Source organism: Methylococcus mesophilus (assembly GCF_026247885.1).
Lineage (GTDB): Bacteria > Pseudomonadota > Gammaproteobacteria > Methylococcales > Methylococcaceae > Methylococcus > Methylococcus mesophilus.
On the sequence record NZ_CP110921.1, the window covers coordinates 1,348,354 to 1,360,912 of the forward strand.

Annotated in this window: 12 protein-coding genes, 1 tRNA gene and 1 pseudogene; 8 read left to right on the forward strand and 6 right to left on the reverse strand. The window is 60.7% G+C overall.

The genetic code is table 11. From position 1 onward, the window contains the following. Nucleotides 1–112: 112 nt before the first annotated feature. Together OOT43_RS06115 and OOT43_RS06120 are read left to right on the forward strand one after the other, a co-directional pair. Nucleotides 113–1,402, forward strand: coding sequence for a hypothetical protein (locus tag OOT43_RS06115; protein WP_266023940.1), 1,290 nt, complete (start codon nt 113–115; stop codon nt 1,400–1,402). A gap of 9 nt (nt 1,403–1,411) precedes the next feature. Continuing rightward, entirely contained in the window at nt 1,412–2,410 is a 999-nt protein-coding gene (locus OOT43_RS06120; RefSeq protein ID WP_266023941.1) for a phage integrase, read from the forward strand. Between the two features lie 50 nt (nt 2,411–2,460). Here the strand turns inward: OOT43_RS06120 and OOT43_RS06125 are convergent. From OOT43_RS06125 to OOT43_RS06145, 5 genes are all read right to left on the reverse strand, one after another. Continuing rightward, a tRNA-Gln gene (locus OOT43_RS06125) sits at nt 2,461–2,534 on the reverse strand. A gap of 11 nt (nt 2,535–2,545) precedes the next feature. Next, entirely contained in the window at nt 2,546–2,938 is a 393-nt protein-coding gene (rpsI, locus tag OOT43_RS06130) for a 30S ribosomal protein S9 (RefSeq protein WP_266023942.1), read from the reverse strand. A 16-nt stretch (nt 2,939–2,954) separates the two neighbouring features. Beyond that, the gene (gene rplM / locus OOT43_RS06135; RefSeq protein WP_266023943.1) at nt 2,955–3,383 is read right to left on the reverse strand and encodes a 50S ribosomal protein L13; all 429 of its coding nucleotides are present in this window, start codon (nt 3,381–3,383) and stop codon (nt 2,955–2,957) included. A 77-nt stretch (nt 3,384–3,460) separates the two neighbouring features. Next, nucleotides 3,461–5,308: a polysaccharide biosynthesis protein gene (locus OOT43_RS06140; RefSeq protein ID WP_266023945.1), complete on the reverse strand. Its 1,848-nt coding sequence runs from the start codon at nt 5,306–5,308 to the stop codon at nt 3,461–3,463. Between the two features lie 3 nt (nt 5,309–5,311). Then, on the reverse strand, nt 5,312–6,334 hold the full coding sequence (locus OOT43_RS06145) for an MraY family glycosyltransferase (protein ID WP_266023947.1): 1,023 nt from the start codon (nt 6,332–6,334) through the stop codon (nt 5,312–5,314). A gap of 163 nt (nt 6,335–6,497) precedes the next feature. Between OOT43_RS06145 and OOT43_RS06150 the strand changes: the two genes are divergently transcribed. The 3 genes from OOT43_RS06150 to OOT43_RS06160 all read left to right on the forward strand — a co-directional run bounded on the left by OOT43_RS06150 (nt 6,498) and on the right by OOT43_RS06160 (nt 9,959). Then, nucleotides 6,498–6,683, forward strand: coding sequence for a YezD family protein (locus OOT43_RS06150; protein ID WP_266023948.1), 186 nt, complete (start codon nt 6,498–6,500; stop codon nt 6,681–6,683). Between the two features lie 407 nt (nt 6,684–7,090). Beyond that, a complete protein-coding gene (locus OOT43_RS06155) occupies nt 7,091–8,362 on the forward strand; it encodes a PKD domain-containing protein (protein WP_266023949.1) in 1,272 nt (423 codons plus the stop codon). A 100-nt stretch (nt 8,363–8,462) separates the two neighbouring features. Further along, nucleotides 8,463–9,959, forward strand: a complete 1,497-nt coding sequence (locus OOT43_RS06160; RefSeq protein WP_266023950.1) for a hypothetical protein — start codon at nt 8,463–8,465, stop codon at nt 9,957–9,959. On the opposite strand, the gene OOT43_RS06165 is transcribed toward OOT43_RS06160, so the two are convergent. Continuing rightward, nucleotides 9,956–10,186, reverse strand: a complete 231-nt coding sequence (locus OOT43_RS06165; protein ID WP_266024983.1) for a hypothetical protein — start codon at nt 10,184–10,186, stop codon at nt 9,956–9,958. The two genes, OOT43_RS06160 and OOT43_RS06165, sit on opposite strands and share 4 nt — an antisense overlap. Here OOT43_RS06165 and OOT43_RS20530 point away from each other — a divergent pair. From OOT43_RS20530 to OOT43_RS06180, 3 genes and pseudogenes are all read left to right on the forward strand, one after another. Continuing rightward, nucleotides 10,172–10,378: pseudogene (locus OOT43_RS20530) on the forward strand (hypothetical protein); the annotation flags it as partial. The gene OOT43_RS06165 and the pseudogene OOT43_RS20530 sit on opposite strands and share 15 nt — an antisense overlap. A 186-nt stretch (nt 10,379–10,564) precedes the next feature. Next, complete coding sequence (locus OOT43_RS06175) at nt 10,565–10,774, forward strand: YezD family protein (protein ID WP_266023951.1); 210 nt, start codon at nt 10,565–10,567, stop codon at nt 10,772–10,774. A 116-nt stretch (nt 10,775–10,890) separates the two neighbouring features. After that, on the forward strand, nt 10,891–12,525 hold the full coding sequence (locus OOT43_RS06180; RefSeq protein ID WP_266023952.1) for an OprO/OprP family phosphate-selective porin: 1,635 nt from the start codon (nt 10,891–10,893) through the stop codon (nt 12,523–12,525). Nucleotides 12,526–12,559: the final 34 nt, after the last annotated feature.

Consider the following 12,559-nt stretch of genomic DNA (forward strand, 5'->3'; position numbering starts at 1 on the left):
CTGATCTAGGGGGATACAAAGCCGCTATACCGGAGCATTAAACGGTGAAAGTGAAAGTGGTTGTGTTGTTTGGATTTCGTTGAAAGTTTGATTTGAAAAGGGAGTCAATGCGATGGCTGATCTGAAAACGTTCGAACGCTACTCGGTGTCGAGTCTGTCCAAGGGCACCGACCAGGACCCCAAGGGGCGTATCTTCAAAACCCCCCGCATCACCTGGGACCTGTCCCATATCCTGATCTGCGGCACCTTCGTGGACACCGTGCGGCAGAACTACCACGGCCAATTGAAACCCGACCTTTACCGGGCAGTGAAGGAAGCGGCCGAAGGCACCGGGGAATTTCGCTTCCTCGAGGGGCAACATCCCTGGGCGGCCCGAAGAATGGGCAAGGTCTGCGGTTACCGCTACGCCCTCCAGGACAACACCCGCGGTGTCATCCTGCTGATCGGCAGCTATTACCAGGCCGAAGCCGATCTGCTCGAGGGCAAGCCCGGCCATCATCTGAAGATTGAACTCTCGCCCCATCTCTTGGCGGCCTGCAACGTCCACGCGATCCAGACCGAACTCGACAGCTTCGCCCATCACCTGATGACCGCCCCCGAACCCGCCGGGGTTGCCATTCATCTGGCGGTGGACGTCCAGCACTGGTCCCCCGATCCGCACTTCCAGGACAGGTTCATCACCCGTGCCCGTATCGCAAGGCGCTATGACGGCATCTCGGACGCCGAGTTCGAGGGCCTGTCCGATGTCTCCGTCTGCTACGGCAAGCAGGCCGCCGAAAGCCTCACCTTCGGCAAAGCCGCTTCCCTCCAGCTCTGCCTCTACGACAAGTCCAAGCAGATCGTCCACGCCGACAAGGTGGACTTCATGCAGGGGCAATGGGGCGAGTTCACCGAAGGGGAGTTCGATCCGACCCAGCCGGTCTGGCGGGTGGAAGCCAGGTTCCATCACTCGGTGGTGAACGAGATCGGCGAAGGCCTGGGCAAAACCCTCAAGCGCTGGCTGGACGTCGTGCCGCACCTCACCGACATGTGGCGCTATGCCCTGACCATCAACCGCGCCAAGGACGGCACCTACATCGATCCCATCTGGCAGTTGCTCCGCGACGATCCCGAGTTCCGGGTCCCGGCCCAGGGCTACAAGATCGTGCGTAAAAAAAAAGAGGACGTGTCCGCAGTCGCCCGCAACTTCGGCAACGTGCTCGGCAATCTCATTTCGCTCTATGCCCGTGAGGGCAGGAATGCCGATTACATCCTGATCCAGATTAAGCGGCTGTCGATCTACCCCAAGCTGCTGGAACACCTCGCCCGCCGGGGCCAGGCCAAGGACCAGGTGGAGCAGGATCTGATGGACTTTATCCGCGAAGGGCTATGGAAGCGGCGAACCTTGGGGAGAGCCGCGTAGTGGGCAGCCATGGCGATCAAGAAGGTGCCGGACGGCTGGCAGGCGGACGTTCAACCGGGCGGAAGGGGATGCAAGCGCTACCGCAAGACATTCAGGCGTAAAGTGGATGCCGAGCGGTGGGAACAAACGCTGAAGGCGAAGGTGGCGGCTGATCCGCAATTCGTCGTTCCGCAAAAGGACACCCGCAAGCTCTCCGAGCTGGTCAAGCTCTGGTTCGACCTGCACGGCGTCAATCTGAAAAGCGCTGTGGACACCTACCGGCGGCTGATTGCCCTGTGTGACGCGGTCGGCGACCCTTACGCCTATCGTTTCAGCGCCCAGGTTTTCGCCGACTACCGGGCCGAGCGGCTGAAAGCCGGCGTGTCAGCCTCGACGCTTAACCGGGAACGCTCTTATCTTGCCGGCGTTTTCGGCGAACTCAAGCGGCTTGGCCATTGGAAAGGGGAGAATCCGCTATCTCGAGTCCGCCCGATCCGCATTAACCAGCCGGAACTGTCGTTCCTTACAGCCGAACAGATCGAGCGGCTTCTGTCCGCCCTCCGCGAATCCAGGAACGCCGACGTCTACTTGGTGGCCGTTCTGGCGTTGTCGACCGGGGCCAGGTGGTCGGAAGCTGAGGGGCTGCGGTTCGACAATGTACGGGAGAAACCCGGCCTCGTGACGTTTACCGACACCAAAAGCCGAAAAAACCGCTCAGTGCCCCTCGAAGATTCGCTAGCCGCGTTGTTGGCGTCGCGGCTCCGTTCAGGACCTTTTCGTCCTTGTTACGGAGCATTCCGAAAAGCGGTTGAGCGCTCCGGCATCGAGTTGCCTGACGGCCAGTTGGCGCATGTCCTCCGTCATACCTTCGCCTCCCACTTCGTAATGAAAGGCGGAGACATTCTGACGCTGCAACGCATACTCGGGCATCACAGCATTACCGTCACGATGCGCTATGCCCACCTTGCGCCCGAATATCTGGAACAGGCCAAGCGGTTCAATCCTTTAAGTGCGTTGACACTTGGTTGACACCGGGCAATAAAAAAGCCCTTCGCGTTTGCGTAAGGGCTTGATTTTATTGGCTGGGGGACGTGGATTCGAACCACGGTTGGCGGAGTCAGAGTCCGCTGTCCTACCGCTAGACGATCCCCCAGCAGAACTCGGTTAACGCTTGGAGTACTGCGGACGACGGCGCGCCTTATGGAGGCCAACCTTCTTACGTTCGACCTCACGAGCGTCGCGGGTCACGTAGCCGGCTTTGCGCAGCACGGGACGCATGGTCTCGTCCAGCTCGATGAGCGCGCGTGACAGGCCATGGCGGATGGCGCCCGCCTGACCGGAAGGTCCACCGCCGACGACTTTGACGTTGACATCAAGCTTGTCAGTCATTTCGACCGCTTCCAGCGCCTGCATGACTATCATGCGATCGGTCTTACGGCCGAAGTATTCTTCCAGCGACTTGTCGTTGATACGGATCTGACCGGTGCCGGTCCGGGTATAGACGCGGGCGATCGCGCTCTTGCGGCGGCCCGTGCCGTAGTACTGCGTCTGTGCCATGTGCCTGATTTATTCGTTAGATTTCGAGAGGTTTCGGTTGCTGCGCCTGGTGCTGATGGCTCGGCCCCGCGTAGACCTTGAGTTTGCGGAACATGGCCCGGCCCAGAGGGTTCTTCGGCAGCATGCCCTTCACCGCGGTCTCGATGATGAGCTCAGGACAACGATCACGCAGCTTGCCCAGGCTGATCGACTTCATGTTGCCGATGTAGCCGGTGTGCTTGTAGTAAATCTTATCCTGTTCCTTGTTGCCGGTCACGCGCACTTTCTCGGCATTGACGACGACGATGTAGTCGCCGGTATCGACGTGCGGCGTATACTCGGGTTTATGCTTGCCACGCAGGCGGCGTGCGATTTCCGTGCTCAGACGACCCAGCGTCTTGCCTTCGGCATCGACGACATACCAGTCGCGTTTAACCTCAGCCGGCTTTGCGCTAAAGGTTTTCATTCTTGTACGCTCCGTTCTGGCGTCCCAATTCAAAGCGCGGAAGTCTACCGAAATGGCCGGCCGAATACAAGCTTATTTCAGCTTGCGATCCCTGCATCACGGTATTCCGGCACCAGATGGCACAGCTCCTGAGAAACCGTGTTCTGGTCGAAACTGCGGCAAGCGGCATCCATCGCGGCGATCCGGGCGGCGACGAGAGAACGGTCGCAAGGGGTCGCCTGGGCCAGCATCAGCTTGGCGTAGCCAGTCGGCTGGAGCTGCTCCGTACTCAGAAACAGTTCCTCGTGCATTTTCTCACCGGGCCGGAGACCAATATGTTCGATGGCAATATCTTCGCCAGGGCGCTTGCCGCTGAGGCGGATCATCTGTTCGGCCAGATAGCCGATGCGGATGGGCTCCCCCATGTCCAGCACGAACACTTCCCCGCCCTGCCCGGTCGCCGCCGCCTTCATGATGAGCTGGCAGGCTTCGGGAATGGTCATGAAAAACCGCGTGACTTCCGGATGCGTCACAGTGACCGGTCCACCGTTGCGGATCTGTTCGCGGAACAGCGGCACGACGCTGCCGGCGGAGCCGAGCACATTGCCGAACCGCACGGTGATGAACCGCGTCGCCGCCTCGCCGTTGTAGCTCTGAACCACCAATTCGGCGGCGCGCTTGGTGGCGCCCATCACGTTGGTGGGATTGACGGCCTTGTCCGTGGAGATCAGTACGAATTCGCCGACCCCGCGCTCGACGGCAGCCTCCGCCACCGTGCGGGTGCCAATGACGTTGTTGAAGACGGCTTCCCGGACCTGCTGTTGTAGCAAGGGCACATGCTTGTAGGCCGCGGCATGGAAGATGACCGCCGGCTTGTGGGCATCGATCGCCCTTCTCACCGAAGCGGCATCGGTGACATCTCCCAATACGGCGTGGATCTCCATGTCGGGAAAGGCTTGCCGCAATTCGAGTTCGATACGATAGAGGTTGAATTCACTGTGTTCGAAGACTACGAGACTTCCCAATGAGAATTGCGCAATCTGCTTGCACAGTTCCGACCCGATGGAGCCCCCTCCGCCCGTCACCATGATGCACTTGCCGTCGAGGTAACCGGCCAGTTCGGTGGAGTCCAGCCGCACCGGCGCCCGCCCGAGCAGGTCTTCGATGGACACGTCACGCAGGGCGTCGGACAGGCGCCCGCTCCACATGTCCCGCACCGACGGCAGGGTCAGGAACGGCAGACCTGTGGTCTCGCAGATTTCCACGATGCGGCGCATTTCCTGGTCGCCGGCCGATGGCATCGCGATCAGGATAGCCTCGATATCGAGCTTCTCGACCAGCGGGGGGATGCGGTCGCAGGCGCCGCACACGCGCAGGCTGTGAATTTCCCAGCCGCGCTTGTGAGGATCGTCGTCGACGAAGGCCACCGGCGCGAACGCCGATTCGTTGCTGCGCAACAGGTCCCTCACCAGGGTTTCACCGGCCTTGCCGGCGCCGACGATCAAGGCCCGCCGACCGTTCATCAGCTGCACCGAGCGATCCTTCCATATCCGGTACAAGGCCCGTGGCGCAGACAGAAACAGCACCAGCAACAGGGTATAGAGCGGGATGACCGAGCGCGGCACGGCGTCCAGCCGGTCGAGGAAGAATAACGCTGCGACGATCAGGATGATCCCGCTGGCCGATGCCTTGGCGATCCGCAGGAGGTCCGGCATGGAGGCGAAGCGCCAGATACCCCGGTACAGGCCGAACAGCCGGAACACCACACCTTGAATCACCACCACCAGCGGCAGCCATTTGATGGCGACGCTGAGGTGCGGCTCCGGCACTTCCGACAGATTGAAGCGCAGCCAATAGGCGCCGAACCATGCCAGAGGCACCATCAGCAGATCATGCAGAAAAATGACGGTGCGCGAACGCAGCTTGTCGAAGTGTGCTCGAATCACGGACTAAAGCTCGGGTTGGCCGGCTCGCAGGCGGATCGCCAGATAGAGCAGCGGCAGATAAGCCAGCATCAGCAAGGGCAGTTCCCAGGCCGGTTTCCAGGCCGCCAGGCCGGCCAGCGGAAAAAGCCACAGCAGGTTGAGCGCAAGGACGTGATGGTCGACCGGCGCGTGACCGCCCAGCCGCCGCGCCGCGTGCTGATAAGCATGCGAGTTGTGCGCCTCGTACCAGCGTTCGCCGCCGGCAATGCGGCGGGCCAAGGTGAAGCTCGCATCCACCACAAATACCCCGGCCAGAATCAACCAGACCGTGAGGCTCAGCATCCCGGCCTTGGCCGTCGCGATCGCCTCGCAGCCCAGTAGATAGCCCACGAAGCCGCTGCCGACGTCGCCCATGAAAATCTTCGCCGGCGGCCAGTTCCAGACCAGAAAGCCCAGCGTTGCGGCGGCCAGCAGTCCGGGCGCGAGAGGCGGAGAAACGCTTGGCGGCAATGATAACAAAAGCAGGAGGGAGCCACCGGCCCCCACGCTGACCACTTCCAGCCCAGCCAGACCGTCGATGCCGTCCATGAAATTGAAAAGGTTCAGCATCCAGGCGATGACCAGCACGCCGATGAAATCGGCGAAGGCTCCGGATCCGAACGAAACGGCCCCCAACCGCAAAGGCATGTCGCCCGGCAGGTTCGCCACCGCCAAGGCAGCCGCCGCCAGATGGGCGAGCAGGCGCCAGCGGGCGGACAAATGGCCATGGTCGTCCCAGAACCCGACCGCCGCGACCAACACACCCCCGGCCAAGACGGCGAAGCCGGCGACGACGTCGCCGACGACGCAGCGCCAGTAGACCTCCCCCGCCAACAACGCGACCACGATGGCGAGACCGCCGCCCCGCGGCGTCGGCACCCGGTGGGAGCTGCGGGCGTTCGGAACATCCAGCAGGCGCCGTCGCGCATAACGCCGAACGGCGCCCGTAAGACCCATAGACAAGGCGAATACGCCCAAGAAACCGGCGATAGAAGACAGGACAAGCATTGAAAGACGAATCAAACGAGAGTCGGAAGAACAGCGGCCGCCAAATTTACGGATATATATCTATTTCTTTTTATTCTTTCTCGTCATGTTTTGGCGTGCGTACACTTGTAGGCGTTCAAGCAACAAGCGTTTGCGCCTGCACAAGCAACGGGGGGGATCCACAATGACGCAGCATTCGCAGAAAACACCGCCATCCGAACCGGCCGCCGCAACGCCGGAGGCTCAGGCCGCCCGGATCATTGAGGCGCTGACCGGCATACGGTTCGGCTCCGTCGAGATCACCGTGCATGAAGGACGCATCGTGCAAATCGAAAGGCGGGAAAAATTCCGCCCCCAAACCGCAACCTGAGCGAACCGCGGACGTTCCCTCGATCGCCAAGCCAACCGGCCTTCCGGAGGCGTATCAGTATAACTAAAACATGAATTCGCTACGGAACTGACCGGAACACCGGAAGTTCTCCGAACCGACGAACGGAGAGACTTCCCATGTCCAAGAAGAAAGCCCCGAGGCTTGCAAAGACGACGTTGACCAGCCTCAACGCTCCGAATCTCCCTCCCCACCACGGCCTCGTGGAAGCGCACCCGCGCAAGTTCGAGTCGGCAAAACACCTTCCAAAAAACCGGGGCCACCGCCCGCCGCACTCCCCGCCTTGCTAAACCGGAACGATTCGTCCGAGGTAAGGCGCGATCTTAGCGCGCTCCTGATAAGGGGCGCGGCAGAACAACGATTTCTCCACTTTCGAGAACAATACCACTATGAAGAAACTGCAAGCGATTTTTCTCGGTACTTTCCTGGCCGGAAGCTACCAGGCGCACGCACTGATAAACGACGGCAAGTTCGGCGCACCGGGTGAAGTGTTCGTCTCGGTTTTCGACGAGGCTGGCGAGAAGTCCTACTACAAGGACCTGGGCCGGACCCTAGTGCAATTCGTGAATAACCAGGGCTGCGTCAATACCAACCTTAGCCAGGATCCGAACTACGCCGGATTCGCCGGCAAGCCCGGCTTGGTCTACAACGTCGCCGCGGTCAATCCGCTGGCCAAGGATTCCGGCAATGTGACGGCCTGGGGTTATGTGGCGACATCCGGCCAGGGGGCTGGGATCTTCAACACGGGCTGGAATTTCATCGACAACACCCTGCAAAAGATCCAGGTCTACATCGGGGCGCTCAACGTCGTCCCCTTCACGAACGCGTCGGGACAGGAGGCTAAAAATCTATCCGGCGTATTCGGGCCAAGTGACGCGGGCTACCACGGCAAGGGTACCTGGGGGCCGAGCATCGGCCAAACCGTCAGGGGCAGCACCCAGGGTAAGCCCGGGGCGGAACTGGAGTTCTATTTCGTGAACAACCCCACGGGCGCCGATGATGCGGGTAAAGCTACCAAGCTCGGCACGTGGCTGCTGACGGAGAGTGGGCAGCTGACCTATTCCGCACCGGGAGAGTCCTGCCCCCAAAACGGCCCGCCGATAGCCAACGCGGGCACTGACCGGACGGCGGGCGTCAACGCGCCGGTCACCCTCGACGGTTCCGCCAGCAGCGATCCGGAAAACGACCAGTTGACCTATACCTGGACCCAGATATCCGGGCCTCCAGTGACTTTGGCCGGTGCCAAAGGGTCAATCGCCACCTTCACCCCGACCGAGCCGGGCGTTTACGTCTTTAAGCTCACTGTCAGCGACGGTCAGGCCAGCGCCGAGGCTCAGGTCAGCATCACCGTCCAGGCGGGGGGGACGACGGGTGCGCTCATCAAACTCAGCGCGCCTGCGGCCTGGAGGGTGAAGGAGAAACAGGCGATCGCCTGGTCCTCCACCGGCATCCCTGCCAAGAAGCTCGTCAACATCGACTTTTCGAAGGATGGCGGCTCCAACTTCAAGCGATTGGGGAGCGTCGCCAACAAGAAGGGGCAGGCGCTGTGGAAACCCACCAAGAAGCACGTCACTGAGCAAGGCGTACTCCGGATCTGCGCGAAGCCGGACAAGAAGTCCGCATTCGTCTGCGATCAGATCGACGTCATAGTGTCGCCCTGAATCCGGCACGAAACCGCGAGGCGGCCCGCCCGCTCAGGCCGGGCCGCCAGACATAACCACCCAATTTCTCTCAAGTAGACATACAGATAGGAGTTAACTCATGCAACTCAAAAAAATCGCTGCGGCAATCACGGCCGGCGCGTTGATACACTGGGGACAGGCACAGGCCCATGAGCCGTCGGTCACCCCGGATATCCGGATCTACGTGTCCGGCGCCGGGGCGCAGGATAACAACCTGCGCCGGTTGTTCGAGGAACTTTGCGTCGCCGGTACCCTGGACACGTACTTCGACAATGCGAGTCCCGCCAGTCCCGGCGCCCTCTATACCGCCATCTTCTGCACCCTGGACTCCGCGAAGGTTCCGGGCCTGTCCGTGAACAATCCGAAAGTGCTCTTCCACAAGCGCACCGCCGGCGCTGCCGCCATGGGCGTCAACCCGGTTCTCGACGCGCAGCCCATCGACCAGTTGGTCATCAACAACGGCAATTGCGCAAAGGAAGGCAGCGACGGCTTCTACCGCTGCCGGATTTCGCAGCCCGGCGATTTGGCCCCGGTGGTTTCCGATGCCGGAATATCCAATCCCGGCCCGGAAATTTTCTGGGGGACCAACACGCCGGATGGCGTTGCCCCGGTGAATCCAGGGAAGGTAATAGAGCGCATGGAGGTCAAATCCGGCGGCTCCATCCTGTTCAATGTGCCGGTGACCAAATCTCTGCGCGACGCCTTGCAACGCGCCCAGATCGACAGCGGCGAACTGGCGCCGGAGTGCGAGACCCAGGATACCGAGCCTTGCATGCCCAGCCTGAGCAAGCAGCAGATCGCAAGCCTGTTTACCGGCAGCATCGGCAAATGGAGCGAGTTCCAGGTGGTCTCCAAGAACGGCGGCTCGGCTCCCCTGACCACATACGCGGGAGCAGGGGACCTATCCGACGACAAGGTGCACATCTGCCGGCGCGCCGACGGCGCCGGTGTTCAGGCCCAGGCCAATGTTACGTTTCTCAACTATCCCTGTGCCGACGGTGCGCCCACTCCCGCGCGGACGTCCAATCCGCTCCTGGGTCCCGTGGTGCTGCATGCCCCAAGCCCAGGCAGTATGGATCTGTGCCTGAAGGACTTCAACGACGGCAGTAACGACAGCACCTTCAATCCGACGAGCACCAAAGCCTGGGCCATCGGCATACAGAGCACCGAGCGCAACGCCAACCTGAAATGGAATTACCGCTCGATAAAAATCGACGGCGTGGCGCCGACCTTGGGAAACGCCGCCCGCGGTCATTACCAGTTTTGGGCGGACGTCACCTACCAGTGGCTTAAAGCCGCCTTCAACGGTCCCACCGGCGACAAGCTCAAGATCATCGAAAGGCTTGCCGCCGACGCCGGCAAGCCCAGCATCCTCGCCAAGAACAATGCGGCGTTCGTGCATCCCTTCGGTCCGGCCGGCTATCTCGCGACAAGCGTCGCGGGCCACCCCGTGCCGCCCGATGGAGTTTTCGATCCGAACGTCCCGGTTAGCCCGTACACCCGAGGCCCGGGTGGTCTGTCCTTGGACACCTGCCGGGTGCCGGTGATCGACGGCAGAAAGCCCAACCGCCTCTAAAAGCCACGAGATGAGGGCGAAGCCTGCAGGTCGAGGAACCGCAGGCTCCGCTTTTTTTCAGCCGTGAACACTTGCATGTTCGTAAGAATCAGCCCGGATTCCGGTGGATTTCTCCGACCGGGCAAGTCGATCGACGACGTCGAAAGCCCGAGCGACTCGGCGACGACGGCTCGCTGGAGTTCTACCGCCCGGGCCTCGGCAAGGACAAGCTCGGCGCGACGTTCCATGCGGCCAAACGCGACCCACCGCACAGGTTCGTCGCGTTGCCAGAGCGCTGGGTCCCTTCGACTGCGCTCAGGGCAAGCGTAGAGCGCAGCTTCGACTGGCTGGAGACGTGTCACCGACTATGGAAGAACTGCGAACGCAAGCTCGACACCCGTTTGCAGTTCGTCCACTTGCCGTTTCTCGTCCTGCTCATCAATACATCGCGAACCGGCTCTGAGAAACCAACGACCTCAGACAGGATCGGAAGAACAGCAGCCTTCAAAACTAATAGACATATGTCTATTTCTTTTTATTCTTTCTCGTCATAGTTCGGCATGCGTACACTTGTAGGCGTTCAAGCAACAAGCGCTTGCGCCTATATAAGCAACCGGGAATCCATCATGACGCTGCACTCGCAGAAAACGCCACCATCCGAACCCGCACTGACGACACCCGAGACACCGGCAGCTCGGATCATGGAGGCACTGACCGGCATCCGCTTCGGCTCCGTGGAGATCACCGTGCATGAAGGGCGCGTCGTGCAAATCGAAAGGCGGGAGAAATTCCGTCCCCAAGCCACAAACCTGAATGAACCGCCGGCGGTCGGCTGATCGCCGTGCCAACCGGCCCTCCGGAGGCGCATCCGTATAACTAAAACATGAATTCGTGACGGAACCGACCGGTACACCGAAAGCTCTCCGGACCGACTAACCGAAAAATTTCACTTATGTACAAGAAGAAAGCCCTGACGCTTGCAGTGACGACGCTGACAAGCCTCAACGCTCCGAATCTGAATGCCAAAACCCAACACGACCGCGTGGACGTTCTGGAGGCGCGTGTCCACGAACTGGAATCGAAACTGGAAAAGGCTTTGAATGCGCTGGAAGCGGCGACGGCCAAACAGACGACCGCAGCGGCAGCCGCAGCCCCTGCCCCGGACATCAGGAAAATCGACCAGAAGGTAAAGCTCATCGAGCGCAAACTGGAAGTGGACAAGGAAGTATCCGACGGCAAATGGGCCAAGCTGCCCAAAGTCGAGGTCGGCGGACAAGGCTTGAAGGTAGAAAGCCAGGACGGCGATTTCAACCTGTCGGTACGCGGCACCATCCAGCAAGACAGCGACTTCTTCATCTACGACAACAACGGCAATCCGGCCAATACCAACGGCGACGATCTCAACAACAATTTCTATATGCGCCGGGTCCGTCCCACTTTCACCGGCACCGTATGGAAGTATGTGGACTGGCGCATCATGCCGGATTTCGCCATGGGCAATACCCGATTGTTCGACGCCTATACGGATCTGCGCTATTTCCGGTCGGCGAGCCTCGCGGCCGGCAAATTCAAAGCGCCGGTCAGCCTCGAACGCCTCCAGAGCGCGTCGGCATTGACATTCACCGAACGCGGCTTTCCGACCCAACTCGCGCCCAACCGCGACATCGGCTTCATGCTGCATGGCGAATTCGACCGCCCGGGCGGTCCTGAAACCACCCGCAGCTCCAACTTGTACCTGTTTCCGGAATTCTTCGCCTACCAAGTCGGTGTGTTCGACGGCACGGTCAACAACGGCAATATCGACAGCGCGAACAATGACTCCAAACAGGTGGAGGCCCGCATCTTCGCGCACCCGTTCCAAGGCAGCGGCTATGACGCGGTCGAAGGGCTGGGTGTCGGCATCGCCGGCTCCTGGGGAAATCCGAACGACGCTTCAACGCCGACCTATGCCACACCCGGCCAGCAAACCATGTTCAGATACGTGTCCGCCGCCCGCATCGACGGCACCCAGTATCGAGTCTATCCGCAGATGTACTGGAACTGGGGTCCGTTCGGACTGATCGGTGAATATGCGGTTTCTCAGCAAGGTGTCGCCAATCAGACCACGACGAGCGGCCAGATAGGCCCGCGAACCAAGAACGCCAGCCAGATCATCGAAAACGACTACGCCTGGAACGTCACCGCGTCCTATGTGCTGACCGGGGAAGACAACGTGTTCCAAGGCCAGGGCATCCGGCCACGGCACGCCTTCAATCCCTTCGAAGGGAATTGGGGTGCGTTTCAGGTCGCGGCGCGCTGGACCGATATCAGCTTCAGCGACAACGTCTTCCAAAACGTCGCGAAAGCGGGTTCTAAGACCCCTGTATATGCCTACGCCGACCCACGCCAAGCCGTGCAGAACGCTACGAACTGGTCGCTGGGCGTGAACTGGTGGCTGAATCAGAACGTGAAGCTCATGGCCGACTACTCGCAGACATCCTTCCAGGGTGGTGGTGGCGTTTATGACAGTGCCGGCAAACTGACCGATGAGGTCGTCGATCGCGAAACGGAGAAAGCCTTCATCACTCGGGTACAGGTTGCCTTTTGATGAATGCGATAGCAGCAACCCCACAAACAACGTT

Coding starts and splice junctions, on each gene's coding strand:
- OOT43_RS06115 (WP_266023940.1), top strand. CDS start 113: ATGGCTGATCTGAAAACGTTCGAACGCTACTCGGTGTCGAGTCTGTCC.
- OOT43_RS06120 (WP_266023941.1), top strand. CDS start 1,412: ATGGCGATCAAGAAGGTGCCGGACGGCTGGCAGGCGGACGTTCAACCG.
- rpsI (WP_266023942.1), bottom strand. CDS start 2,938: ATGGCACAGACGCAGTACTACGGCACGGGCCGCCGCAAGAGCGCGATC.
- rplM (WP_266023943.1), bottom strand. CDS start 3,383: ATGAAAACCTTTAGCGCAAAGCCGGCTGAGGTTAAACGCGACTGGTAT.
- OOT43_RS06145 (WP_266023947.1), bottom strand. CDS start 6,334: ATGCTTGTCCTGTCTTCTATCGCCGGTTTCTTGGGCGTATTCGCCTTG.
- OOT43_RS06150 (WP_266023948.1), top strand. CDS start 6,498: ATGACGCAGCATTCGCAGAAAACACCGCCATCCGAACCGGCCGCCGCA.
- OOT43_RS06155 (WP_266023949.1), top strand. CDS start 7,091: ATGAAGAAACTGCAAGCGATTTTTCTCGGTACTTTCCTGGCCGGAAGC.
- OOT43_RS06160 (WP_266023950.1), top strand. CDS start 8,463: ATGCAACTCAAAAAAATCGCTGCGGCAATCACGGCCGGCGCGTTGATA.
- OOT43_RS06165 (WP_266024983.1), bottom strand. CDS start 10,186: ATGGAACGTCGCGCCGAGCTTGTCCTTGCCGAGGCCCGGGCGGTAGAA.
- OOT43_RS06175 (WP_266023951.1), top strand. CDS start 10,565: ATGACGCTGCACTCGCAGAAAACGCCACCATCCGAACCCGCACTGACG.
- OOT43_RS06180 (WP_266023952.1), top strand. CDS start 10,891: ATGTACAAGAAGAAAGCCCTGACGCTTGCAGTGACGACGCTGACAAGC.